General features: G+C 70.0%; 24 protein-coding genes. 13 read left to right on the top strand and 11 right to left on the bottom strand.

Features of this window, described 5'->3' with window-relative positions:
• The first annotated feature begins 42 nt into the window (after positions 1-42).
• Complete coding sequence (locus tag AB0B68_RS27805; protein ID WP_145784774.1) at positions 43-420, top strand: hypothetical protein; 378 nt, start codon at positions 43-45, stop codon at positions 418-420.
• A gap of 67 nt (positions 421-487) precedes the next feature.
• Here the strand turns inward: AB0B68_RS27805 and AB0B68_RS27800 are convergent, their stop codons facing one another.
• The 3 genes from AB0B68_RS27800 to AB0B68_RS27790 all read right to left on the bottom strand — a co-directional run bounded on the left by AB0B68_RS27800 (position 488) and on the right by AB0B68_RS27790 (position 2,956).
• Positions 488-1,456, bottom strand: a complete 969-nt coding sequence (locus AB0B68_RS27800; protein ID WP_357263779.1) for a sporulation protein — start codon at positions 1,454-1,456, stop codon at positions 488-490.
• Positions 1,457-1,874: 418 nt separating this feature from the next.
• Positions 1,875-2,096, bottom strand: coding sequence for a DUF397 domain-containing protein (locus tag AB0B68_RS27795; RefSeq protein ID WP_355007027.1), 222 nt, complete (start codon positions 2,094-2,096; stop codon positions 1,875-1,877).
• A complete protein-coding gene (locus AB0B68_RS27790) occupies positions 2,093-2,956 on the bottom strand; it encodes a helix-turn-helix transcriptional regulator (protein WP_357201512.1) in 864 nt (287 codons plus the stop codon). The genes AB0B68_RS27795 and AB0B68_RS27790 overlap by 4 nt, the downstream gene beginning before the upstream one ends.
• A gap of 330 nt (positions 2,957-3,286) precedes the next feature.
• On the opposite strand from AB0B68_RS27790, the gene AB0B68_RS27785 reads away from it, so the two are divergent.
• Both AB0B68_RS27785 and AB0B68_RS27780 read left to right on the top strand, forming a co-directional pair.
• Positions 3,287-3,559 (top strand): DivIVA domain-containing protein, encoded by a 273-nt coding sequence (locus tag AB0B68_RS27785; protein WP_357201515.1) that lies wholly within the window; start codon positions 3,287-3,289, stop codon positions 3,557-3,559.
• 86 nt (positions 3,560-3,645) lie between these two features.
• On the top strand, positions 3,646-3,882 hold the full coding sequence (locus AB0B68_RS27780; protein ID WP_357201537.1) for a hypothetical protein: 237 nt from the start codon (positions 3,646-3,648) through the stop codon (positions 3,880-3,882).
• A 28-nt stretch (positions 3,883-3,910) separates the two neighbouring features.
• On the opposite strand, the gene AB0B68_RS27775 is transcribed toward AB0B68_RS27780, so the two are convergent.
• Together AB0B68_RS27775 and AB0B68_RS27770 are read right to left on the bottom strand one after the other, a co-directional pair.
• Complete coding sequence (locus tag AB0B68_RS27775) at positions 3,911-4,687, bottom strand: DeoR/GlpR family DNA-binding transcription regulator (protein WP_357201518.1); 777 nt, start codon at positions 4,685-4,687, stop codon at positions 3,911-3,913.
• A gap of 1 nt (position 4,688) precedes the next feature.
• Positions 4,689-6,707, bottom strand: a complete 2,019-nt coding sequence (locus tag AB0B68_RS27770; RefSeq protein ID WP_357201521.1) for a beta-galactosidase — start codon at positions 6,705-6,707, stop codon at positions 4,689-4,691.
• A gap of 282 nt (positions 6,708-6,989) precedes the next feature.
• Between AB0B68_RS27770 and AB0B68_RS27765 the strand changes: the two genes are divergently transcribed.
• The 7 genes from AB0B68_RS27765 (at position 6,990) to AB0B68_RS27735 (ending at position 14,917) form a co-directional block, all read left to right on the top strand.
• A complete protein-coding gene (locus AB0B68_RS27765) occupies positions 6,990-8,318 on the top strand; it encodes an ABC transporter substrate-binding protein (RefSeq protein ID WP_357201524.1) in 1,329 nt (442 codons plus the stop codon).
• 21 nt (positions 8,319-8,339) lie between these two features.
• Positions 8,340-9,296 (top strand): sugar ABC transporter permease, encoded by a 957-nt coding sequence (locus AB0B68_RS27760; protein ID WP_357263776.1) that lies wholly within the window; start codon positions 8,340-8,342, stop codon positions 9,294-9,296.
• A complete protein-coding gene (locus tag AB0B68_RS27755; RefSeq protein WP_355007034.1) occupies positions 9,293-10,207 on the top strand; it encodes a carbohydrate ABC transporter permease in 915 nt (304 codons plus the stop codon). Before AB0B68_RS27760 ends, AB0B68_RS27755 begins: the two co-directional genes overlap by 4 nt.
• Positions 10,204-12,339, top strand: a complete 2,136-nt coding sequence (locus AB0B68_RS27750; protein WP_357263773.1) for an alpha-galactosidase — start codon at positions 10,204-10,206, stop codon at positions 12,337-12,339. The genes AB0B68_RS27755 and AB0B68_RS27750 overlap by 4 nt, the downstream gene beginning before the upstream one ends.
• A gap of 94 nt (positions 12,340-12,433) precedes the next feature.
• Positions 12,434-12,835 carry a YciI family protein gene (locus AB0B68_RS27745; protein ID WP_210786655.1) on the top strand — a complete coding sequence of 134 codons (402 nt, stop codon included), beginning with the start codon at positions 12,434-12,436 and terminating at the stop codon, positions 12,833-12,835.
• Between the two features lie 3 nt (positions 12,836-12,838).
• Complete coding sequence (locus AB0B68_RS27740; protein WP_357263797.1) at positions 12,839-14,119, top strand: sigma-70 family RNA polymerase sigma factor; 1,281 nt, start codon at positions 12,839-12,841, stop codon at positions 14,117-14,119.
• A gap of 477 nt (positions 14,120-14,596) precedes the next feature.
• Positions 14,597-14,917, top strand: coding sequence for a multidrug efflux SMR transporter (locus tag AB0B68_RS27735; protein ID WP_112585076.1), 321 nt, complete (start codon positions 14,597-14,599; stop codon positions 14,915-14,917).
• A 55-nt stretch (positions 14,918-14,972) separates the two neighbouring features.
• Here the strand turns inward: AB0B68_RS27735 and AB0B68_RS27730 are convergent, their stop codons facing one another.
• On the bottom strand, positions 14,973-16,334 hold the full coding sequence (locus AB0B68_RS27730) for a cellulase family glycosylhydrolase (protein WP_357263771.1): 1,362 nt from the start codon (positions 16,332-16,334) through the stop codon (positions 14,973-14,975).
• Between the two features lie 374 nt (positions 16,335-16,708).
• Between AB0B68_RS27730 and AB0B68_RS27725 the strand changes: the two genes are divergently transcribed.
• Genes AB0B68_RS27725 through AB0B68_RS27715 form a run of 3 tightly spaced genes read left to right on the top strand, consistent with a single transcriptional unit; the run spans position 16,709 to position 18,668 of the window.
• Positions 16,709-17,671 (top strand): TIGR03557 family F420-dependent LLM class oxidoreductase, encoded by a 963-nt coding sequence (locus tag AB0B68_RS27725; protein WP_357204517.1) that lies wholly within the window; start codon positions 16,709-16,711, stop codon positions 17,669-17,671.
• On the top strand, positions 17,668-18,543 hold the full coding sequence (locus AB0B68_RS27720) for an alpha/beta hydrolase (RefSeq protein ID WP_357204516.1): 876 nt from the start codon (positions 17,668-17,670) through the stop codon (positions 18,541-18,543). Before AB0B68_RS27725 ends, AB0B68_RS27720 begins: the two co-directional genes overlap by 4 nt.
• Positions 18,540-18,668 (top strand): hypothetical protein, encoded by a 129-nt coding sequence (locus AB0B68_RS27715; RefSeq protein ID WP_256443305.1) that lies wholly within the window; start codon positions 18,540-18,542, stop codon positions 18,666-18,668. Before AB0B68_RS27720 ends, AB0B68_RS27715 begins: the two co-directional genes overlap by 4 nt.
• 24 nt (positions 18,669-18,692) lie before the next feature.
• Here the strand turns inward: AB0B68_RS27715 and AB0B68_RS27710 are convergent, their stop codons facing one another.
• From AB0B68_RS27710 to AB0B68_RS27690, 5 genes are all read right to left on the bottom strand, one after another.
• Positions 18,693-19,328 (bottom strand): hypothetical protein, encoded by a 636-nt coding sequence (locus AB0B68_RS27710; protein WP_357263768.1) that lies wholly within the window; start codon positions 19,326-19,328, stop codon positions 18,693-18,695.
• Between the two features lie 65 nt (positions 19,329-19,393).
• Positions 19,394-20,203, bottom strand: coding sequence for an endonuclease/exonuclease/phosphatase family protein (locus AB0B68_RS27705; protein WP_357263765.1), 810 nt, complete (start codon positions 20,201-20,203; stop codon positions 19,394-19,396).
• A gap of 8 nt (positions 20,204-20,211) precedes the next feature.
• Positions 20,212-21,702: a phosphatase PAP2 family protein gene (locus AB0B68_RS27700; RefSeq protein WP_357263762.1), complete on the bottom strand. Its 1,491-nt coding sequence runs from the start codon at positions 21,700-21,702 to the stop codon at positions 20,212-20,214.
• Between the two features lie 68 nt (positions 21,703-21,770).
• Positions 21,771-22,772 (bottom strand): YihY/virulence factor BrkB family protein, encoded by a 1,002-nt coding sequence (locus tag AB0B68_RS27695; RefSeq protein WP_357204508.1) that lies wholly within the window; start codon positions 22,770-22,772, stop codon positions 21,771-21,773.
• Positions 22,765-23,769, bottom strand: a complete 1,005-nt coding sequence (locus AB0B68_RS27690; RefSeq protein WP_357204506.1) for a diacylglycerol kinase family protein — start codon at positions 23,767-23,769, stop codon at positions 22,765-22,767. The genes AB0B68_RS27695 and AB0B68_RS27690 overlap by 8 nt, the downstream gene beginning before the upstream one ends.
• Positions 23,770-23,783: the final 14 nt, after the last annotated feature.

Raw genomic sequence — 23,783 nt, 5'->3', positions numbered from 1 at the left:
AGGGAATGCAGGTACGACTCATCGCATCCTGAGGAGGACCAGATGAGCACGCAGGCTGCTTCCACCCGGCCGATGAACCGGCCCATGAACGACCCGCAGAACCCCGCTCAGATGCGGGACATGCAGACCCAGCAGATGCCGGTGATGCATGACGGGCGCCGCAACGACATGCAGGCACCCGGTACGGAGACAAAGCAGGCGTTCAAGACCACCGAGTTCTGGATCTACCTGATCGCGGTGGCCGCCGTACTGGGCGCGTCGCAGGTCGTCGGGCAGAACTCCGCTGGGGTGGACATCTTCCGGGCCGACAACGCCTGGTTCCTGATCACCCTGCTGACGCTTGGCTACCTCGGTAGCCGAGGCCTGGCCAAGGCCGGCAGCAACCACCGCAGCAGCGAGGAGCGCAAGGCCCGGCACTGATCGGCCTTAGCTCACAGTGGCCTCCGGGAGACTCTCCCGGAGGCCACTGTCGTCGTGCGTGGACTCGTTACTCGTCGCCGCCGAAGTCGCCGAAGTCGCCCTCGAACGCGTCCTCCATCATCTCGCCGGCGATCATGCCGCCGGCGACACCGAGCGCCGCGCCGGCCACCACGCCACCCACGCCCATCCCGCCGCGGCCGTGACCGCGCCCGTGGCCTGGGCCGTATCCGTGGCTCGGGCCGTACTGGGAGCGCAGGCTGCCGTAGCGGGACGTGGTCTCGCGCAGCCAGCCGTCGACGACCTGCGCCCAGTCCACCCGGTCAGCGTCGGTGTGCGCCACCTGGTAGCGGCCGAACGCGTCGTGCCCGGCGCTGAGGAACCCACCGCGCTTGTCGCACTCCAGGATGACCTCCACACCGCGCTGGCTGGTCACGAAGGTCAGCTCGACCTCGTTGATGGTGCTCGCGTACTGCGGGGAGGCGAAGAACTCGATCTCCTGGTAGAACGGCAGCGTCTGCTGCACGCCCCGGATGTGCCCACGCTCCAGGTCGGCGTGCTTGAACCGGAAGCCGAGCCGCTGGAACGCCTCCAGGATCCGCTCGTGCACCGGCAGCGGGTGCACCGCCACCTGGTCCAGGTCGCTCTTGTCCACGGCGCGGGCGATCGCCAACTCGGTGCGCAGACCCATTGTCATGCCGTGCAGGCGCTGGCCGTACACGTCGGTGATCGGGGTCTCCCACGGCACCGGCAGCTGGAACGGGATCGAGAGCTCCTGCTTCGGGGCGAGCTGGAGCGCACCGCTGACCGCCATGCGGTGAAACTCCATGATGCCCGCGTACTCGGTGTCGTGTCCCTCGACCTCGACGCGGGTGACCAGGCCGATCACCACCTGCTCGATGGCTGCCTCAGCGTCGCCGCCGACGAGGTTGACCTGCCCGTCGAGGGTCAGGCCGGGCCGGGTGTTGGGGTTGGTCAGCACGGTGTCCACGCTGGGACCGCCCACACCGAACGCGCTCAACATCTTCTTGAAGACCATCGGAACTCCTGTGCGACGCCGACCGCTCCAGGTTGGAGTCGGACGTTGACTCGAACGGCACCCTATCCGGCACCCCTGTGAGGTGGCTGTGAAGCGCGTCCCGCTGGCGGCGCTCGATGTCCGCCTTCCGTTCAGCCCCGGCGGAGAGCGGATGCCAATTGGTGAGCCTTTAGAGCTGATGTCGCAAACGAATCAGCCGCTCGACCACCCGCCAGCCACCCGCCAGCCAGCCACCCGCGAGCCCGGCTGCCACCCGGCTTGCCCCGCCACCCACCCGCCCGTCGATCAAGAGGTTTCCGTCAACAATCACGTGCAGAATGACGCAAACCTCTTGATCACCAGATAGGTCGACTCGGCTTCCTGGAAAGCGGGGTGTCCTGGCAACCGGGTTGCCCCGGTTTGCAGGAAGCCGAGTCGATCAGGGTTGGGTGCGGGCGAACGCGCCGTCCTTCACCTCGGCGACGAACGCGGTCCATCGGTCGGCGCTGTAGACGAGGGTTGCCGCCGCGCGATCCTTGCTGTCGCGCACCGCCACCCGACCAGACCCGTCCAGCACCGGACCGGCCTCGACACAGCTACCACCGTTGCTGTCACTCTTGCTGCTGATGTGCCAGGCGACATCGGGAATGCTCTCGTTCATGACAATTCCTCCGCGATGCTCGTGATCAACTTCGTTGATTCGCTCTCGGTGAGCGCTGAGTCCAGCAGACGACCATAGGCATGAACAAAGCGCTCAGCCTTCGGCCACTCCAGGTAGAGCCGCCCTCCCAGAGACTCCACGTAGGCCACCGCAGGATACGGCTCCGGCAGACGGAATATCCAGAACGTGCCGTCGAGCCCCTGATGCAGTGCCGCGTCGAACGGCATGACTCTGATTGCCACGTTGCTCATTCGCTGCGCCTGCGCCAGGTGGTGTAGTTGTCGCCCCCGTACCTCCGGCCCACCGACCATCCGACGCAGCGCACCCTCGTCGATCACCGCCGAAATCCTGAGTGGTCGTCGTCGTCTCAGGACCGCTTGACGGCTCATCCGAAGTTCCACCCAGCGATTGATCGTGCCTTCGGTAACTCCCGGTTCTGCTGCGTTACGAATCAAGGCCTCGGCGTACTCGCGGGTTTGAAGCAGCCCTGGAACCAATGTGAGGTGGAAGCAGCAGACCTGCTCCGCGCGACCCTCCAACCAGGGATATTCGATGAAGGAGGCGTCCACGACGTCGCCGTAGTCCTCGTCCCACCGGTCGGTGCGCCACACCTCCTCGGCAAGCGCCAGGAGGCGGGCCCGCTCTGTTGCGTGGTGGAACCCGTAGAGATCCAGCAGCGCGATCACATCACCCTTGCGAATCGGCCAGTCCGCGCGTTCGTACCGACCGAGCGCGGACATGTCTCGTTGCAGATGCTCGGCGACCAACTTGAGCGTCATCCCCCGCTCCTCCCGCAGGGTCCGCAATCGCTGACCCAGCCACTGCGCACGCAAGGTTCGGATGAACGGCTTGTGCGGCATGATCCACCTCTCAAATATGTTGGCGACGCCCACGCAGGAACCATTGCTCCAGCTCCGAGCCACTGGAAATGTGGCCTTCGGGTGAGGGTGATCACCGGCCCCCGGGGACGCCCGGTGCAAACACGGCAACCGCGGCTGTGCCAACAGCCGAGAAGGTGACGAGAGACGGCCTCGCGAGTGGCATCCGCATACCGGCTCTCGTCGGGTCTCAACTAGAGCGTCGGGATGTGCGAATCCCGGCTCCGAACCGACTTGAACGAATAACTACCACGGCAAAGGGCCCTTCGCGACCCTGACCCGCCCATTGGTCGACGACGCGCGAGGTGATGAATGACCAGAGGGTCGATCTACGACGGCACGCTCCACGGCAGCACCCGGCTGGCTCGGCTACACCCGAGCCAGGTCCGCGACCGGCACTTCACCGTCGTCGGTTTCGGCCGGCGAGGCCTGGACCCCGGGGAGGTACGACGGTTCCTGCACCGCGTCGCGCTCGACCTTGCGACGTTGCACCACGATGTCGCTCGGCTCAGCGAGGAGAACGCCCGGATAAAGCGGGCGCTGCGCGACTGGCAGAGCGCCTGGTCCGAGCGGGGTCAGCCGTGAGCCCGGGCTGGGAGCATCAGTACAGCGGGCTCTTCACGCCGTTGCCGCGGTTCGCCGTCGAGACGTACCCGCAGAGGCCTCGGCATGTGATCCACCTGCCGGTGGCGGTCACCGACCTGGCCGAGGCACTGGACCTGGCGCGGACGCTGGCCCGTTCGCTGGCCTCCATGCCGCAGGTCGACCTCGGCGGCACCACCGTCTCGGCCGAGGACGCGCAGCACGTACGACATTGGGTCTTCTGCGACCGGCTCATGCCCGGTCGCCGCCGCTGCGCGCGGCAGGCCGACCACGTCGGCGTCTGCCTCCCCGACGAGGACCCCTAGATCGCGGAAGCACAGCGCGGTCCGGTCGTCAGCCCGGTTCGACGATCACCAACTCGCCGACCTGCTCGCCGATCGTGGTGCGGGCCTCGGGCGGCAGCCCACGGTCGGTGATCAGCACGTCGGCGGCCTCCAGTGGGGCGATGGTGGCGATGCCAATCGTCTCCCACTTGGTGTGGTCGGCGAGCACCACGAGTCGACGGGCGGCACCGATGAGACACCTGTTGACCCCGGCCTCCAGCAGGTTGGGTGTGGTGAAGCCGGTTCGTGGGCTGAGGCCGTGCACACCGAGGAAGAGCAGGTCGACGTTGAGCGCGCTGATCGCCGCCTCGGCCACCGGCCCGGTCAGCGCGTCCGACGGGGTACGGATGCCACCTGTCAGCACGACGGTCTGGTCGGCGCGCGGGTCCTGGTAGAGCGCGTCGGCCACCGGGATCGAGTTCGTCACCACTGTCAACCCGCGTACGTCGGAGAGGAGCGTGGCCAGCGCGGCGGTGGTGGTGCCCGCGGAGAGCGCGATGGCCATTCCCGGCTCCACCATCGTCGCCGCCCGCTCGGCGATGGCCCGCTTCTCCGCCTGTTGGCGGATCGACTTCGCGGCGAAGCCGGGTTCCTCGGCCGAGCCGGGTCCGGCGAGGGTCGCACCGCCGTGCACCTTGTCCACCAGGCCCCGGTCGGCCAACACCTCCAAGTCGCGTCGGATCGTCATGTCGGAGACGCCGAACCGACTGACCAGGTGACTCACCCGTACCCCGCCGCGTTGGCGGATCAGATCGAGGATGGCGGTCTGCCGTTGTTGGGCGAGCAACTCAGGGAACCTCCTTCACAGCGAAGGCATCGGCCCGGTCCTCACGGACGACCGCCACCTCACCGGCCGGCAGTGCCAGCTCACCGGCGCAGTATCCCCCGGTCAACAGCTCGACGCCGCGCGCCGGTAGGCGTACCTCGGTGTCGGTGTGGTTGATCGCGAACAGCCAGGTCCGGTCGGCGTCGCGGCGGCGGACCACCTCGACGCCCGAGGGTGCCGACGCCGCCGGGCGGACGTCGGCCTCCGCGAGCAGCCGCGCCACCAACCGGTCGGTGGCCGGATCGTCCAGCCGGGTGCCGACGTACCAGGCGGCGCCGTCGCCCACCCGGTGCCGGGTCAGCGCCGGCACGCCCGGCAAGGGCCCATCGGTGTACGAGGCGAGCACGTCGGCGCCGTCCGGGTGCACCCACTCGGTCCACACGTCGGCGGTGCTGCCGTCGTCCAACTGGACCTGCTCACCCGCACGCAGCGGGAAGAACTCCTCGGTCCGGACGCCGAGCAGCTCCCGGAACGCGCCCGGGTAGCCGCCCAGCCGGATGTGGTCGTCGGCGTCGACGATGCCGCTGAAGTAGGTGACCGCCGCCGTGCCACCGGCCTCGACAAAGCGGTGCAACGCGGCGACGTCGGCGTCCCGGACCAGGTAGAGGGTCGGCACCAGGACCAGCCGGTAGCCGTTGAGGTCGGTCGACGGGTGGACGATGTCGGCCGTCACACCGGCACGCCAGAGCGAGCCGTGGAGGGCGTTCAGCCGGTCGGCGTAGGTGACGTCGGCGCTGGGGTGCGAATCCAGCTCGACGCCCCACCACGCCTCCCAGTCGAACAGGATCGCCACGTCGGCGTCCACCCGGCTGCCGCGCACCTCCGCGAGGGCCTTGAGGTCCGCGCCGAGCTGGCAGACCTCGCGGAACACCTTGGTCTCCGGCCCGGCGTGCGGGACCAGCGCGGAGTGGAACTTCTCCGCCCCGGCCCGGGAGGCGCGCCACTGGAAGAAGAGCACCCCGTCGGCACCGCGGGCGACGTGCGCGAGGCTGTTGCGGCGCATCTGCCCGGGCAGCTTGGCAACGTTGCGGGGCTGCCAGTTGACCGCGCTGGTGGAGTGCTCCATCAGCAGCCACGGGTCGCCGCCGGCGACGCCCCGGGTGTGATCGGCGGCGAGCGCCAGCCCGAGGTGCGCCTGCGGGTCGGCGGCGGTCAGGTAGTGGTCGTTGGAGACGAGGTCCACGTCGGACGCCCAGGAGTGGTAGTCCATGTGTTTGATGCCGAGGCCGATCATGAAGTTGGTGGTGATCGGCTGCCGGACCAGCGTCTGCAACACCTTCCGCTCGGCGCGCAGCTGGGCGCGCTGCTCGTCGGAGGAGAACCGCAGGAAGTCCAGTTGCTGCGTCGGGTTGGCGAAGGTCGGCGCGACACGCGGCGGGTTGATCTCGGCCCAGTCGCCGTAGCGCTGGCTCCAGAACACGGTGCCCCAGGCGTCGTTGAGCCGGTCCAGGTCGCCGTAGCGCTCGCACAACCAGCCGCGGAACGCCTCGGCGCTGACGTCGCAGTAGCAGTGCACGTTGTGGCAGCCCAGTTCGTTGGAGACGTGCCACATGACCACGGCGGGATGCTCGGCGTACCGGCCGGCCACCGCGCGCACCAACTCCAGCGACCGCTCGCGGAACACGGGTGAACTGGGGCAGTACGCCTGCCGTCCGCCCGGCCAGAGGATCGCGCCGTCGGCCCGGCGGGGCAGCGTCTCCGGGTGCGCGCGGGCCAACCACGGCGGCGGGCTGGCCGTGGCGGTGGCCAGGTCGACCTGAATGCCACCGTCGTGCAGCAGATCCAGCACCCGGTCCAGCCAGCCGAACTCGAACCGCCCCGGGGTGGGCTCCAGCAACGCCCAGGAGAAGATGCCGACGGAGACCAGGTTGACCCCGGCCTGGCGCATCAGCTCGACGTCCTCGGACCAGGTTTCCTCGGGCCACTGCTCGGGGTTGTAGTCGCCGCCGAAATAGATGCCGTCACCCTGCCAACGTCGCATGACAGCTGAGGGTGCACCCGCTGGTCCAGCGAAGTCAACAGGTTCCAACATCGAGCTTCTTTCCAACGTTTGCCGGGTAACAGCCGGATCACGACTGGGTTATCAGAGGCGAACTGCCCTCTTGACAGGGCCCGACCGCAGGGTAGCTTGAGGCCCCAATGGCCGTTCGTGTTCGCCAATGTGGATTCTCGGTGGATCTCAATGTGTGATCACGACGCTGGACCTGCCTTCACCACCCTGAGGCCCTTGGGCGTAGCTCCTTCTCATCCGCAGGAGGCACAGATGTCCCGTCCCCAATCCCAAGCCGAGTACCTGGCTCGGCTCGTACCGCCCTCAGTCGCCGGCATCAACCGACGATCGTTGCTGGCCGGCGCGGCCGGCACGGGCGCGCTGCTCGGCACCGGCCTGCTCGCCGGCTGTGGCGACGACTCCGGCTCCGGCGGGTCCAGCAAGGACGTGTCGCTCGGCTCGAACCAGTCCGACCCGAAGCCGAAGGACGTCGTCGTCAAGGTCACCGACGGCTTCAAGACCTCGTCCGGTGTGCAGGTCGCGATCAACACGGTCGACCACAACACGTTCCAGGAGAACATCAACAATTACCTACAGGGCAAGCCGGACGACGTGTTCACCTGGTTCGCCGGCTACCGGATGCGCTTCTTCGCTCAGAAGGGCCTGGCCAGCGACATCAGTGACGTGTGGGGCAAGCTCTCCGGCTACTCGGAGGCCTTCAAGAAGGCATCGACCGGCGACGACGGCAAGCAGTACTTCGTCCCGGCGACGTACTACCCGTGGGCCGTCTTCTACCGCAAGTCGGTGTGGCAGCAGCGCGGCTACCAGGTGCCGAAGACCATCACCGAGTTCACCGACCTCGGCGCGCAGATGAAGAAGGACGGCCTCATCCCGATCGCCTTCGCCGACAAGGACGGCTGGCCGGCGATGGGCACCTTCGACATCCTCAACCTACGCATCAACGGCTACCAGTTCCACATCGACCTGATGGCCGGCAAGGAGGCCTGGACCTCCGACAAGGTCAAGAAGGTCTTCGACACCTGGGCCGGCCTGCTCCCCCTGCACCAGCCGGACAGCCTCGGTCGCACCTGGCAGGAGGCCGCGCAGTCGTTGCAGCAGAAGAAGAGCGGCATGTACCTGCTCGGCCTCTTCGTCGGCCAGCAGTTCAGCAACGACGAGCAGGACGACCTCGACTTCTTCACCTTCCCCGAGATCGACCCGGCCATCGGCGCCAAGGCCCTCGACGCGCCGATCGACGGCTACATGATGGCCCGCAAGCCCAAGAGCGAGGACAACGCGCGCAAGCTGCTGGAGTACCTCGGTGGCAAGGCGGCCGCGGACATCAACCTCAAGAACGACCCGGCCGTCCTCGTCGCCAACAGCGGCGCGGACGTCAACGGCTACACCGCGCTGCAGAAGAAGGCCGCCGAACTGGTCGGGTCGGCCACCGAGATCGCCCAGTTCCTCGACCGCGACACCCGGCCGGACTTCGCCTCCACCGTGATGATCCCGGCGATCCAGCAGTTCATCAAGAACCCCAAGGACATCGACGGCCTGACCTCGTCCATCGAGAACCAGAAGAAGTCGATCTTCACTGACTGACGGCGGAAGGGGGAGGACATCGTGTCCGACCTGCCCCTGATCCAAGCGGATCGCGCCGTGCCGCCGCCGGCCACGACCACCTCCACGGGTGGTCGTCGTCGGCGGCTACGGCTCTTGTCCCGCACCGACCGCGTGGTCATCACGCTGATGGTGCTCGTCCCGCTGCTGCTCGTCACCGGGTTCGTCTGGTTGCCGGCGGCAGCCACAGTGCTGCTCTCCGGCACCAACTGGGACGGCATCGGCCCACTCAACGAGATCGAGTTCGTCGGCGCCCGCAACTACAGCGACGTGGTGAACATCTACCCGCCGTTCGTGCCGGCGATCCAGCACAACCTGCTCTGGCTGGCGTCGCTGTTCGTGGTCGCCACCCCGTTCGGCATGTTCCTGGCCGTGCTGTTGGACAAGGAACTGCGCGGCAGCCGCTTCTACCAGACCGCGCTCTACCTGCCGGTGGTGCTCTCGCTGGCGCTGATCGGCTTCGTCTGGCAGCTGCTCTACTCCCGCGACCAGGGGCTGATCAACGCTGTCTTCGGCAGCAGCATCGACTGGTACGGCGACTCGAACGTCAACATCTGGGCGGTGATGGTCGCCTCCGGGTGGAGGCACGTCGGGTACATCATGCTGCTCTACCTGGCCGGCCTGAAGGGCGTCGATCCGTCGTTGCGCGAGGCCGCGGCGGTCGACGGCGCCTCGGAGCGCAGGACGTTCTTCCGCGTCGTGTTCCCGGTCATGCGGCCCATCAACATCATCGTGCTGGTGGTGACCGTGATCGAGTCGCTGCGCGCGTTCGACCTGGTCTGGGTGGTCAACAAGGGCCGTAACGGGTTGGAGCTGATCTCCGCGCTGGTCACCCAGAACGTGGTGGGTGAGGCGAGCCGGATCGGCTTCGGCTCGGCACTGGCGACGATCATGCTGGTCGTCTCGCTGGTCTTCATCACCATCTACCTGGCGACCGTGATGAGGGAGAACCGGCAATGAGCACCGCGACCGTCACCCGGCGTACCGAGGGCGGGGCCGACGCGCCGCCGCCCCGCCGCAAGCTGACCCCGTTACGGATCCTGCTGCACGGCTTCCTCATCGTCGTCTCGCTGGCCTGGCTCTTCCCGATCGCCTGGGCGGTGCTGACCTCGCTGCGCTCGTACGACTACACCGCCGCGAACGGCTACGTCTCGTTCGGCGGCTGGACCTTCGACAACTACGTCACCGCCTGGCGGACGGCGGAGTTCGGACAGCACTTCCTCAACTCGGTCTACATCACCGTGCCGGCGGTGCTGCTGACCCTCTTCCTCGCGTCCTGCGTGGCGTTCGTCATCGCCCGGTTCAGTTGGAAGCTCAACCTCGTCCTGCTCGGGGTCTTCACCGCGGCCAACCTGCTGCCCCAGCAGGCGCTGCTCATCCCGCTGTTCCGGCTGTTCACCGAGGTGCCGCTGCCGGAGTTCATGAGTGACTCGGAGCTGCTCTACGACAGCTACTGGGGCCTGATCCTGATCAACGTGGCATTCCAGTGCGGTTTCTGTGTCTTCGTGCTCAGCAACTACATGAAGGCGCTGCCCCGTGACCTGTACGAGGCGGCGATGGTCGACGGGGCGAGCATCTGGCGACAGTACTGGCAGGTCACCATGCCGCTGTGTCGGCCGGCCCTGGCCGCGCTGGCGACGCTGGAGGTGACCTGGATCTACAACGAGTTCTTCTGGGCCACCGTCCTCATGCGCACCGGCGACAAGTTCCCGGTGACCAGCTCGCTCAACAACCTGCGCGGTGAGTTCTTCACCGACAACAACCTGGTCTCCGCGGGCAGCGTGCTCGTCGCGATCCCCACCCTGGTGATCTTCTTTATGCTCCAGCGGCACTTCGTTCGGGGCCTGACCTTGGGAGCATCCAAAGGATGACGATCCTGCACCTGCGCCGGGCGCGGACCAGCCTGGTGCTCGACGCGCGCGGCCCGGGGCTGCCCCGGGTCGTGCACTGGGGCGGCGACGTGGGCGCGCTCGACGACGACGACCTGCGCCAGCTCTGCGACGCGACGGTACCGCCGGTGGTGCCGAGCAGCTTCGACGAGCCGACAGTGTTGTCCCTGCTGCCGGAGGCGAGCGCCGGCTGGAGCGGCCGACCAGGTCTGGCCGGGCACCGCGACGGACGAGACTGGTCCACCGCGTTCCGACTGGACGGGTTGGACGTGCACGACACCGGGCCGGGCGGGGCGCTGCTGACCGTGCGGGCGTCGGACCCGGCCGCCGGGCTGACAGTGACCATCGAGATCACGCTCGACCCGTACGGCCTGCTGACCGTTCGGCACCGGCTGCGCAACGACGGCGACAGCGCGTACGAGCTGCGGGAGCTGACATCGGCGCTGCCGGTGCCGGCGGTCGCCACCGAGCTGCTCGACCTGACCGGCCGATGGTGTCGGGAACGGTCCCCGCAGCGGCACCCGTGGCAGCACGGCACCTGGGTCCGCGAGGGCCGGCGCGGCCGTACCGGGCACGACGCCACTCTGCTGCTGGTGGCCGGGACCGCCGGGTTCGGCTTCGGCCATGGGGAGGTCTGGGCGGTGCACACCGCCTGGAGCGGCGACCACGTCACGTTCGCCGAACGTCGGCCCACCGGCGAGTCCACAGTGGGCGGCGGCGAGCTGCTGGCCCCCGGAGAGGTCCGGCTCGGTCCTGGCGAGTCGTACGAGACTCCCCTGCTCTACGCGGTCTGGTCCGACACCGGGCTGGACGGGCTCAGCGACGTGCTGCACAACCACCTCCGGGCCCGCCCCGGGCACCCGCGCTCCCCCCGTCCGGTGACCCTCAACGTCTGGGAGGCGGTCTACTTCGACCACGACCTGGACCGGCTGCGGGCGCTCGCCGACCGGGCCGCGCAGATCGGCGTGGAGCGGTTCGTGCTCGACGACGGTTGGTTCCGGGGCCGGCGCGACGACACTGCCGGGCTCGGCGACTGGTACGTCGACGAGGGCGTCTGGCCGGACGGCCTGCAACCGCTGATCGAGCACGTCACCGGCCAGGGCCTTCAGTTCGGCCTCTGGGTCGAGCCGGAGATGGTCAACCCCGACTCGGACCTGTTCCGCGCGCACCCCGACTGGGTGCTCGCCGTGCCGGGGCGGCTGCCGCCGGCCTGGCGTCACCAGCAGGTGCTCGACCTGGGCCGCCCCGAGGCGTACGACTACGTGCGGGAACGTCTCGACACGCTGCTCACCGACCACCCCGGCATCCGGTACCTCAAGTGGGACCAGAACCGGGACCTCACCGAGGCCGGGCACCACGGCCTCCCCGGGGTGCACGGGCAGACCCTGGCGGTCTACCGGCTCTTCGACGAGTTGCGCGCTCGGCACCCGGGCGTCGAGATCGAGAGCTGCTCGTCCGGCGGAGCCCGGGTCGACCTCGCCATCCTGGCGCGTACCGACCGGGTCTGGGCCAGCGACTGCAACGACGCCCTGGAGCGGCTCAGCATCCAACGCTGGACGGGGCTGCTGCTGCCACCGGAGCTGATCGGCACCCACGTCGGCCCGGAACGCTCACACACCACCAACCGCGTACACGACCTGGGTTTCCGGGCGGCGACCGCGCTCTTCGGCCACCACGGCATCGAGTGGGACATCGCCTCGATCAGCGCTGCCGAGCAGACCGAGCTGGCCGCCTGGGTGGCGCTGCACAAACGGCTGCGCCCGCTGCTGCACGCTGGTCGGGTGATCCGGGTCGACCACCCCGACCCGGCCGTCTGGGCGCACGGCGTGGTCGCCCACGACAACACCCGAGCGGTGTACGCGGTGGCCCGGCTGACCACATCGGTGACGCAGGTGCCCGGCGCCGTGCGGCTGCCCGGCCTCGACCCCGGCCGGCGGTACCGGGTGCGACAGGTGTCGGGCGTACCGGGCCCGGCGAGCATCCACCTGTCCCCGCCCACCTGGCTGGCGGGTGGTCTCACACTCAGCGGGGCGGCGCTGGCCCGGGTGGGTGTGCAACTGCCCGCCCTGCACCCGGAGCAGAGCCTGGTGCTGGAAGTCGACGCCGTCGGCTAGAAATTTCTTTGCTCGGGGTGTCGAGAACGGCGGGGCCGGCTTCTACCTCAGGGTGAGAGCACCGACGACGGTGCCCAGGCGTGAGGAGCCAACAATGAAGTACATGCTGCTGATGCAGTTCAGCGCCGCCGGGACCGACTTCCCGAGCATCGACACCTGGACCCAGGACGAGGTCCGGGCGCACATCGCGTTCATGGGCGAGGTCAACGCCAAGCTCACCGCCGCCGGTGAGTGGGTCGACGGGCAGGGTCTCGGCGGCCCGCAGCAGGCCCGGATCGTCCGCGCCGGTGAGGGCGGGGCACCGGTCGTCACCGAGGGGCCGTTCGCCGAGACGAAGGAGTTCCTGGCCGGCTTCTGGATCGTCGACTGCGAGAGCCCGCAGCGGGCCGTGGAGTTGGCCGCGCACATCTCCACGGCGCCCGGCCCCGGTGGTCGTCCGCTGAACATGCCGATCGAGGTGCACCCGGTGATGTCCGCCCCGGCACAGGAGCTGTGAGGGCTGAACACCGATCCCCGCATCGAGGACCTGCTGCGCGAGTTGGCGCCGCAGGTCCTCGGCGTGCTCAGCCGCCGCTTCGGTGACTTCGCCACCGCTGAGGACGCGGTGCAGGAGGCGCTGCTGGCCGCCGCCACCCAGTGGCCGACCGAGGGACTGCCGGCGAACCCCCGTGGCTGGCTGATCCAGGTCGGCTACCGGCGGATGATCGAGCTGGTCCGCGGTGAGCAGGCCCGACGCCGCCGGGAGGACCTGGTCGCCCGCCGGGATCCGGACGACCAGCGGTACTCGCCAGCCCCGGACGAGGAGTTGACCGCCGAGCGGGACGACACGCTGGTGCTGCTCTTCCTCTGCTGTCACCCGGCGCTCGCGCCGACATCGGCGGTGGCGCTGACCCTGCGCGCCGTCGGTGGGTTGAGCACCGCCGAGATCGCCCGCGCGTTCCTGGTGCCCGAGGCGACGATGGCGCAGCGGATCAGCCGGGCCAAGCACCGTATCCGGGTATCCGGGCTGCCGTTCCGGATGCCCGAGCCGGCGGATCGAGCGGACCGGTTGGTCGCCGTACGACAGGTGCTCTACCTGGTCTTCACCGAGGGCCACACCAGCACCACCGGCCCGGACCTGCGTCGCGTCGACCTCGCGGCGGAGGCGATCCGGCTGACCCGCGCGCTGCACACGCTGCTGCCGAACGACAGCGAATCAGCCGGGCTGCTGGCGTTGATGCTGCTCACCGAGGCCCGTGGACCGGCGCGGACCGGGCCCTCCGGCGAGCTGATCTCGCTCGCCGATCAGGACCGCAGCCGATGGGACGCGACGGCGATCGCCGAAGGCGTCGCACTGGTCACCCGGGCCCTACCGCGCGGGCCGGTCGGTCCGTACCAGGTGCAGGCCGCCGTCGCCGCCCTGCACGACGAGGCGCCGAGCACCGAGCAGACCGACTGGCCGCAGATCCTGGCGCTGTACGAGGTGCTGGAACGCTTGGCCGCCAGCCCTGTGGTGGCCCTCAACCGGGCCGTGGCAACTGCCATGGTGCACGGACCAGCCGCCGGCCTGGCTGCCCTCGACGCGTTGACGGACGACCCGCAGTTGGCCGGACACCACCGGCTGGCCGCCGCCCGCGCCCACCTGCATGAGATGGCCGGTGACCAGGCCCGCGCGGTCGCCGACTATCGGATCGCCGCCGCCCGCACGAGCAGCCGCCCCGAGCAGCTCTACCTGACGATGCGAGCAGCCCGACTGGCCGCCCAGCCCGGGGACTGCCCGCCTCGCGGGTGGTCGCCGTGACGAGGGCCCGTTTGGGTGCGACGGCAGCAGCCTCACGCACCACCGCTGGCAATCTTGGACAGTTTCCGTCAGCACGGAACGGAAAGTGTCCAAGATCTACCCTGCCGGCTCCTTCGCACGCCCCTGCCGGCGTCGCCGGCTTGGCCGGGACCAACGGGCGAGCCAGCGCCCCTCACTCGACGCGGATCAGCGGGCGGGTGTGTGCCGGGACGCCTTTGGAGTTGATGCCGTAAACGATTCATCCATGGCCTGAGCGCCGGGGCGACGCCGCCCGGCGGCGCGGCGGCCCGGCGCGGCGGCCCGGCGCGGCGCGGCGCCATGTGGCCGATTCGTTTGTGGCATCAGCTCCAAAGGCATTCGTCGGTAGGTGCCGGGGGGTGCGCGGACGTCACGTGCACGGGCCCGCCGGGCGGGGACCTCGCCGGCACTAGCCTGGGTGGCGATGGGCTCATCGATCACGGAGGACCGAGGGGACGCATGGCGTACGTGCTGCTGGGGATCGCCATTCTCGCCGAGGTGGTGGCGACCAGCCTGATCAAGAGCACCGCCGGGTTCAGTCGGCTCTGGCCGACGGTGGCGTGCCTCGGCGGCTACGCGCTGGCGTTCCTCCTGCTGGCCCAGGCCGTCAAGGAGATCCCCGTCGGGGTGGCGTACGCCCTCTGGTCGGGTCTGGGCACCGCGGCCATCGTGGCGATCGGGGCGGTTTTCCTGGGTGAGTCGGTGGGGCTCGCCAAGCTCACCGGCATCGCACTGATCATCGCCGGGGTGGTCATCGTGAACCTCGCCGGGGAGCACTGACCGGGACGGTTTCCGGTGGCCGGGCCCGGTGCGGGCCCGGCCACCGGTCCGACGGTCAGCTCGCCGTGCAGCTCATCGCCGGCAGGCTGTTGGTGCCGCTCCAACTGCCGAGGAAGCCGAAGCTGGCGCTGGCCCCGGGGGCCAGTCGTCCGTTGTAGTCCGTGTTGCGGGCGGTCACCGTGGTTCCGCTGCTGGTGAGCGCCACATTCCAGGACTGGGTGACGCGCTGGCCGTTGGCGAAGGTCCACCCGGCGGTCCAGCCGGTGATCGCCCTCGCGCCGGCGGTCACCCGTACCTCACCCTGGAAGCCGCCCTGCCACTGGTTGGTCACCGTGTACGTCGCCGTGCAGCCACCGCTGGGGGGCGGCGTGGTCGGCGGGGGCGTCGTCGGGGGTGGGGTGGTCGGCGGGGGCGTCGTCGGCGGTGGGGTGCCGCCGAAGACGGTGGCCTCGCGGGCGGTCTGCCGGATGCCGTTGACCCCGTTGAAGAGGCGCTGACCCCAGTCGGTCAGGCTCGCCGGATTGAAGTTGGTGGCCAGGTCGAGATACTCGACGCCGCCGCCGTTGCCGCTCCACGACCAGCCCAGCCAGCCGACCCCGTTGGCCTGGCTGTACGCGAGGATGGCGTCCTCGTCCGGGTTGCCGTCGGAGTGGTTGAAACCGAACTCACCGACCACGATGGGCAGCCCCGCCGTGCGGAACCGGCCCAGGTAGTCGCTGATCTCCGCGGCGGTGTCGAAAACCCCGTACATGTGGATGGAGAACACCGTGTTGCGGGCCGGGTCGGCGGCGAAGACCGACGCGGCGTTGTCGCGCATGGTGAACGACCAGTCCTGCCCCCAGTTCGGCGCGTCCACCATGATCGTGTGGGTCAACCCTCCGGCCCGCAGGCGCTTGATCGCGTTGGCGTTGTCGGTGGCCCACGAGCCGTAGTTCTGGTTGCCGTACGGCTCATTGCCGATGTTGACGATGACGTACCTCTCCTGGCCGGCGAGGACGTCGGCGAGGCTGAGCCAGTAGTCGACGGCGCGGTCGAGGGTGATCGCGCCGCTCTGCTCGCCGTACCCGGTGGTGTCGTGCACCTCCAGCACGCAGATCAGCCGGTTGGCCTTGCAGAGCGAGATGACGTTGGCGACGTCGGCGTTGGTGTTGCGGGTCCACCGGTCGCCGCTGGAGAGCACCACCCGCACGGTGTTCGCGCCGAGCGCCTTGACATCGGCGAACGAACTGGTCTGCTGCGGGTACCAGGTGTGCGCGTGGTTGACGCCGCGCATGATGAATTCGGCGCCGTTGGCGTCGTACAACTTGCCGCCAGCGACGGAGAACCCAGCCGCGGCGTGTGCCGGCTGGCCGAACGCCAGCACGGTGACGAGCAACGCGAGCAGTGTCGCGCCGGCGGCGGAGAGTCGAGTCTTCATGGCCTTCCTCAGGGAGGACCCCCGGTGCCCGACAGGGGTGGGGACGTGACGGGGAAGGCGGCTGCAGCCCGGCAGCCGCGCCCGGCTCCCGGCGCAGGCATCAGCGTAGGACGATGGATTGGTCCTCGCAACCGGTTCAGTTGACGGGCCCGCAGCCCGGACAGCCGCAACGGCCCACGCGGACGCAGGCCGTCACGGGGCGGTCATCCCCACCACAGGATGTGCGCCACACCCGGGTCTTAACCGGTTAAGAGCGACGGTAGGCAGGCGGTCGGCTCCCGTCAAGCATCGCGGCAACCGAACCGGACGGGAGGGTTGACCGCCGTGCACCGGGGTATCCCGGGAACGATCCGTCAGTGAGAGGGGATACCAGGATGGTCAGCGTCGGCTACACCCTGATGAGCGAGCAGGCCGGGCCCAAGCAGCTGGTGGACCATGCGGTACGGGCCGAGGCGGCTGGCTTCGACCAACTGGTGGTGTCCGACCACTACTACCCGTGGCTGGACTCCCAGGGCCACTCCCCGTACGCCTGGTCGGTGCTCGGCGCTGTCGCCCACGCCACCTCCCGCGCGGAGCTGATGTCATTCGTGACCTGCCCGATCCGCCGCTACCACCCGGCCGTGGTGGCGCAGAAGGCCAGCACCATCGGCGCGCTCTCCGACGGCCGGTTCACCCTCGGCCTGGGTGCCGGGGAGAACCTGAACGAGCACGTGGTCGGCGGCTGGCCGCACGTGCAGCAGCGGCACGAGATGTTCGAGGAGGCGTTGCAGATCATCCGGCCGTTGCTCAACGGCGAGACGCTGACCTTCTCCGGCAACCACTTCGACGTGCCCGACGCCTACGTCTGGGACCGCCCGGAACGGCCGGTGCCGATGGCCGTCGCCGCGTCCGGTCGACAGTCCGCGACGTTGGCCGCCGAGTACGGCAACGGCCTCATCTCCACCGAACCGGACCGGCACATCATCGAGATGTACGACGATGCCGGGGGCGCCGGCCAGCCCCGCTACGGCCAGGTGGCCATCTGCTACGGCCCCGACGAGGCGGAGTGCCGCAAGATCGTGCACGACCAGTTCCGCTGGTTCGGAATGGGTTGGAAGGTCAACGCCGACCTGCCCGGCCCGGAGTCGTTCGCCGCCGCCACCCAGTTCGTCCGCGAGGAGGACGTCGCCGAGGGCATCTCCTGCGGCCCGGACGTGGACGCGCACGTCGAGGCGTTCCGCAAGTTCGTCGACGCCGGCTTCACGCACGTGGCGATCATCCAGGTGGGTGGGGAGAGCCAGCCGATGTTCCTGGACTGGGCCCAGGAGCAGCTGCTGCCCCGGTTGCGCGAACTGTGAGCCAAGGCGCGGCACCCCGGCCGCCCGGGTCGACCCACCGCAGCGCCCTCGGCCGGTTCGGGCCGGCCGAGTTGCGGCTCGCCATGGCCGCGCCCCGGCCAGCCGCAGGCCTCACCAGTGAGTGGCGACTCGTCGACGGACTGCGCACCCACACCCGCCGCAGCGCCGACCCGGGGACCGGCACGCCACCCGTGGTGCTGGTGCACGGCCTGGCCGTCTCGCACCGGTATCTCACCCCGCTGGCCGTCGCGCTCTCCACCACCCATCAGGTGTACGTGCCGGACCTGCCCGGCTTCGGGCTGACCGAACACCCCCGAGGCGCGTACGACGTTCGCCGGCACGCCGAACACCTGGCCGCCTGGCTGGCCGCGTACCAATTGCCTCCGGCCTGTCTGCTGGGGCACTCGTTCGGCGCGGAGGTGGTCGCCGCGGTCGCCGCGCTTCACCCCAATGCGGTACGCGCGCTGGCGTTGGCGGGACCGACGAGCGACCCGGCGGCCCGAACCCGACGGGGCCAGTTCGGTCGTTGGCTGGTGGACAGCCTCCGCGAAGCGCCACTCCAGGCCCCGATCCTGGTGCGGGACGTGTGGAACGCCCGGCCCTGGCGGGTCCTCGCGACGCTGTCGCACTCGGTGCACAACGCCATCGAGGCGGACCTCGTCCGCGTCACCGCGCCGACCGTCGTCGTGGCCGGCGATCGCGACACTGTCGTACCGCAACGGTGGCGGGACGAGGCGACACGGCTGGTGCCGCAGGCGTCCCTGGTGGTCGTTCCCGGTGCCGCGCACAACGTGGTCACGACCGCTCCAACTGCCGTCGCTGACGCGATCCGGCACCTGCTCGCCCCTCATCCCGCACTCACGGACAGGTGACCATCATGCGCTTCGGCAACACGGAGATCCGCCCGCTCGGCGGTGGCCTCGGCTGCCTCCTGATGATCCTCTTCTCGATCGTGGCGTCGGTGGTGCTGACCGTCCTGTTGAATCTGGTGCTCTGAGCCCTCGCGCCACCGGCACGACCGTCACCGACCAGACCCACCGGACTCCGGACAGCAGCGGGCGCAGCAGCAGTCGGTGGAGCAGTCGCAGCACCCGGCCGTCCGCCACGCACCGACCACTGCGGCGACGACCAGCCGACCGACGGGCGTCAGCACCGTGCCCAACCATCGCAGCGGCCACAGGACCAGGTACCTGGCGAGCCAGACCAGCACGCGCCCCAGGACCACGAGGGCCGGACGCAGCCCATGACGGGTCAACCAGACCAGCGCGGGCCAGATCACCGTGCGGACGACCCACACCAGCGGGAGCCACAGCAGGTGCCGGGCGCACCAGACCAGCGGAAGCCAGACCAGCCGGTGCAGCAGCCAGGCCAGGGGGGCCAGCAGCCAGCGACGCAGGAACCGGCCGGCCGGGCGGAGCAGGTACCGGTGCAGCAGTCGGCTGGCAGCCACGATCAGCTCCCAGAGCAGGCGTACCGGCAGCACCACGACCAGCGCCACACCACGCGCGACGGCCGCGACGAGCGGAGGCGCGACGGCGGCCGGCTGCGCCCTGCCCGAGACCGGCGGGTCGGCGGCCGGAGGAGCCCACGCCGGCGCGGCCCGGTGATCGTTCGGCGGACCTGGCAACGGCGAGCGGAGGGTGCGGCGGTCGGTCACGGTGGCACGGTAATCGGCCGGCGCCACGCCCTGGGTGGCACCGGCCACGCGAGCCGACGGCGGCGTCAGCCGGGAGACAGCTCCAGCGTGGCGAGCAGCGGATAGTGGTCGGAGGCGGTGGCCGCCACCCCGTCGCGGATCACCCGACAGTCGCGCACCCGCTGCGCCACCGCCGGACTGCCGAGCAGGTAGTCCAACCGCATCCCGGCGAACTCGGCCCCACCCAGCCCGGTGGGCACCGTGTAGCCAGCGGCTTCCGGTGCGTCGGCGTTTCCCGACGGCCAGAGGTCGACGAGACCGGCGGCGAGCAGCCGGGCGACCGCCCGGGTGTCCACCGTGTCGCCGGAGCGACGCAGGTGCCGCCGCCGGTAGAGGGTGGGCATACCGGCCAGCCGGTCGGTGTGGTCGACGGTCGGATCGAGCGAGTTGAGGTCACCGGTGATCAACGTCAACGGCCCCTGGTCGCGGCGCATCGCGGCGATCAACCAGTCCACCTCCATCCGCCGCCGACCCCCGGAGTACGGGTAGAGGTGGGTGCCCAGCACAGTGAGCGGGCCGGCCGACGTGGCCACCACGACGCGGGCGGCGGCATGGTGGAACGGCCGACGCACCGGCCTCGCGTCGACGACCCGGTACGGCGGCCGGACCAGCACCGCCACCGGCTGCCCGAAGCAGGACCGGGCCAGGTGGGGAACCATCCCCACCCGGCCCGCCACGCCGGCCATCAAGCCGTCCCTGTCGAAGCCTCGCAACTCCTGCAGGGCCAGCACGTCCGGTGCCTGCTCGTCGATGACCTGAACCACCTGATCCAGCCGGTCGAGGCCGCCGCGGTCCCGGCCGCCGGTGCGGATGTTCCAGGTCATCACCCGCAGCACGACGGCACTCAGTCAGCTCTGCCGGCCCGCGCCAGCTCGTCGTCGAGGGTGTCCACGTCCTCCGACTCGATGGCCGGTTGGTTGCCTTCCTTCAGGTCCTCGTTCGGTCGGATCACCAGGTAGAGCAAGCCGATCCAGAGCGCGGAGAGCAGGATCGCGCCCATGAAGTCGGTGGGGTGGTGCATCCCCCGGTACATCCGGGACGTGGCCACCCCGACCGGCATGATCACGGCCAGCCCCACGAAGATCCAGCGCCACCACCGGTCGGTACGCGGGAACACGATGAGGGTGATCGCCAGCCAGACGCAGATCGTGGCCGCGATGTGCCCGGACGGGAACGACGAGGTGGGCATCTGCCCGTCCAGGTTCTCCACCGGCGGACGCGGCCGGTCGACCGCGCGGGCCGACGCGAGGAAGAGCGTCAGCTCCCCCACCATCGCCAGCGCCACGAAGAGCACCGGGCGCCAGCGCCGCCACACCGCAAGCACCAGCGGGCAGAACACCAGCGAGATCAGCAGGATGGCATGGGTGTCACCGAACTTGCTCCACCACCAGCTGATGTCGGTCAGCACCTCGGTGTGCCGTTCGGCGAACCACCGCGGCACCTCCGTGTCGAGGGTGTCGAAGAAGGTGCCCTTGGCGTGGTAGCTGACGTACGTGCCGAAGCCGTACAGCGCGCCGAACACGATCACCCAGCCGACCAGCAGCTCGGCCACCGCCGACCGGGGATGGGCCAGCACGTGTTCCTCGGCCGGGGCGGGGGCGATGTCGTGCCCCGCCTCCGGCTCCAGGCCCTCGGTCAGCGGCGGCACCGGCTTACCCCGCTCCCGCCGCCACAGGCGGAAGGCGTACGCGGTGACGCCCAGCCAGGCGGCCCCGAGCAGCCAGGCGGCCAGCACGTCGGAGACGAAGTGCACGCCCAGCGCGATCCGGGTCAGCCCGACCAGTGCCACCAGCACACCGACGCCCACGATGGCCGGCTTGCGCCAGCGGGGTGCCATCGCCGGCAGGAACACCAGCAGCAGCGCTCCGTACGCGACGAACGAGCCGAGCGCGTGCCCGCTCGGGAAGCTGTTGCCGGGCGCGCTGGCGATCGGCACGTCCACCACCGGGCGGAGCCGGCCGACAAGCGTCTTCAGTGACGGGTCGAGGATCAGGCCACCGACCCCCGTGATGATCAGGTAAACGGCGAGTCGGGGCTGCCGCCGGATCAGCAGACCGACCACGGCGATGGTGACCAGCCAGATGAGGATCGGCCGACCGCCCAGGTCCGTCACCGCCTGGAGCACGGTGACCAGCGCGTGGTGCGGGGCGACGAGCCCGTTGAACCACTCGGCGAGCCCGTGGTCGACGTCCTGCAACGGGCTCCACTGCACCCGGACGAGCAACAACAGCAGCCCGAAGGCCACCCCGGCACCGGTGACGGCCACCAGACCGGCAATGCTCCGTTCGGCGAAATGACCGACCGGACGGTGCGCCACCTCTTTGACCGCGGCCACCCCGCACCTCCCTTTCCTGTCTGGCGAGGCGCTTTACCCGATCTGCGTCCGTCGTACACGCCACAGCGCTAGAGCGCCGACATGTCCCCGGTGTCGTACAGCTCGGCGCGGTCCGGGTCGGGCTCCCACAGATCCGGTTGGGCGGGCTCCCGCACGCCAATGCGCAGCGCCTCCAGTTGCGCGGCGAAGGACAGCCCGCCGAAGAGCGCCATCCCGGTCAGGTTGGCCCAGAGCAGCAGCGCCATCATGCCGGTCAGGGCGCCGTAGGTCTGCCCGAAACCGTCACTGAACCGCACGTACGCGGCGAGCAGCAGGCTGGCCAGCCACCACAGCGCGGTGGCGATGCCGGCTCCGAAGAACAGCCAGGACAGGCCGGGCTGGTTGCGGCGCGGCGCGTGTCGGAACAGCACGGCGACGGCGACGATGGTCAACCCGAGGCTCAGCGGGAAGCGGATCACGTCCCAGATGCCGTTGGCGAGTGCGCCCCACTCGTAGTGTTCGCGCACCGAGTCGCCCATCGCGCCGCCGCCGACCAGGATCAGGAAGCCGGCGAGGGCGGGCAGGCCGGCGGTGACGGCCAGCACGGCGGCCCGCAGGTATTTGCGCAGCGCCGGGCGGTCCCGCTCGACGCCGTAGATGCGGTTGGCGCCCCGCTCGATCTGGGCCATCGTGGTGGTGAGCGCGAACAGGCCGGTGAGCAGACCGAGGGTGAGCGCCAGCTCGCCGGCGTCCTCGACGCGTTCGCCCTCACCGAGCAGCTCGGAGACCACCTGCTCGCTCTGGCCGGGGGTGAGCGCCAGGACGGTGTCGGCGACCACCTGGCCGCCCTCCCGGACGCCCAGCTCGCTGATCAGCCCGGTGAGGGCGATCAGGAACGGCACCACGGCGAGGCAGAGTTGCAGCGCGAAGGCCCGGGAGTGGCTGAACCCGTCGCCGTAGCGGAACCGGATGAACGCGTCCCGCAGCAGGTGCCAGCCGCCCTGCCGGCGCAGTGTGTGCCAGGCGTCGTCGGCGGACAGCTCCTCGTCGGCCATCAGCCGGGTCTCCGGCACGATCCGGGTGCTACTCACGGCGCGCTTCCTCGATCAGCTGCTCGCCCCGCTCCCCGGCGCCTTGCGCGTCAACGGCCAGGTCGGGGGCGCCCTCGGGCTGCGGAACGCAGAGCCAGAGCGCCTGCGGTCGGATCTCCGCCCGCAGGTGCCGACCCGGGGAGATCAGGTCGCCGTCCAACTCCCGAGGCTGCGCCCGGTTGCTGCTGACCACCACGCGCCGACCCCGGAACACCTCCAACTGCGGCACCTGACCGCTGCGGCGGATCACCGCCCAACCGAGCGCGAGCCAGTGCCGCAGGTTTCGTGGGGTGAGCACGGCGACGTCGAGCCAGCCGTCGTCCGGCTCGGCCTCGGTCAGCAGTGTCACTCCGCCCTGCAGCCGGCCCACGTTGGCGATCAGGACCGAACGGGCCCGGCGGCGCACCACCGGCCGGTCGTCGATGCGGATCTGCACCCGCATCGGCCGGTCCCGCAGGTGGCGGACGGCACCCACCACGTACGCGGGCCAGCCGATGCGGGCCTTCGTCGTCTCGTTTGTGGCTTCGAGCATCTGGGCGTCGAAGCCCATGCCGGCCATCACTGTGAAGTACTTGTCCTCCACCGCGCCGACGTCGAGCAGCCGCCGGCCGCGTTCGACGGCGACCTGGAGCCCGGCGGCCAGATCGGTGGAGAGCCCCAGGTTGGCGGCGAGCAGGTTGCCGGTGCCCTGCGGCAGCACGGCGAGGGCCACGTCGGTGCCGACCAACCCACTGACGCAGGCCATCACGGTGCCGTCGCCGCCGCAGGCGAAGACCAGGTCGACGCCGGCCTTGACGGCCTCTTCGGTCTGGCCCCGACCGGGGTCTTCGACAGTCGTCTCGTACCACTGCGGCTCGGGCCAGCCGGCCGCGGCGAGGGCGTCGTCGACGGTGCGGCGCAGCTCGTCGAGATCGTCGACCTTCGACGGGTTCACCACCACGGCAGAGCGCAACCCGCCGTCGCCGCCAGCGGGCCGCCTGTCCTGTCCAGCATCCACGGCGTCAGTGTGCA

The organism is Micromonospora sp. NPDC049049, from assembly GCF_040649115.1.
Classification (GTDB): Bacteria; Actinomycetota; Actinomycetes; order Mycobacteriales; family Micromonosporaceae; genus Micromonospora.
The sequence above is the reverse complement of the archived record's forward strand: the minus strand, read 5'-3'. Positions and strand labels throughout refer to the sequence as shown.

Bases quoted from the DNA above. Each gene is read 5' to 3' on its own strand.
- AB0B68_RS27805 (WP_145784774.1), top strand. From the start codon at position 43: ATGAGCACGCAGGCTGCTTCCACCCGGCCGATGAACCGGCCCATGAAC.
- AB0B68_RS27800 (WP_357263779.1), bottom strand. From the start codon at position 1,456: ATGGTCTTCAAGAAGATGTTGAGCGCGTTCGGTGTGGGCGGTCCCAGC.
- AB0B68_RS27795 (WP_355007027.1), bottom strand. From the start codon at position 2,096: ATGAACGAGAGCATTCCCGATGTCGCCTGGCACATCAGCAGCAAGAGT.
- AB0B68_RS27790 (WP_357201512.1), bottom strand. From the start codon at position 2,956: ATGCCGCACAAGCCGTTCATCCGAACCTTGCGTGCGCAGTGGCTGGGT.
- AB0B68_RS27785 (WP_357201515.1), top strand. From the start codon at position 3,287: ATGACCAGAGGGTCGATCTACGACGGCACGCTCCACGGCAGCACCCGG.
- AB0B68_RS27770 (WP_357201521.1), bottom strand. From the start codon at position 6,707: ATGCGACGTTGGCAGGGTGACGGCATCTATTTCGGCGGCGACTACAAC.
- AB0B68_RS27765 (WP_357201524.1), top strand. From the start codon at position 6,990: ATGTCCCGTCCCCAATCCCAAGCCGAGTACCTGGCTCGGCTCGTACCG.
- AB0B68_RS27755 (WP_355007034.1), top strand. From the start codon at position 9,293: ATGAGCACCGCGACCGTCACCCGGCGTACCGAGGGCGGGGCCGACGCG.
- AB0B68_RS27750 (WP_357263773.1), top strand. From the start codon at position 10,204: ATGACGATCCTGCACCTGCGCCGGGCGCGGACCAGCCTGGTGCTCGAC.
- AB0B68_RS27745 (WP_210786655.1), top strand. From the start codon at position 12,434: ATGAAGTACATGCTGCTGATGCAGTTCAGCGCCGCCGGGACCGACTTC.
- AB0B68_RS27735 (WP_112585076.1), top strand. From the start codon at position 14,597: ATGGCGTACGTGCTGCTGGGGATCGCCATTCTCGCCGAGGTGGTGGCG.
- AB0B68_RS27730 (WP_357263771.1), bottom strand. From the start codon at position 16,334: ATGAAGACTCGACTCTCCGCCGCCGGCGCGACACTGCTCGCGTTGCTC.
- AB0B68_RS27725 (WP_357204517.1), top strand. From the start codon at position 16,709: ATGGTCAGCGTCGGCTACACCCTGATGAGCGAGCAGGCCGGGCCCAAG.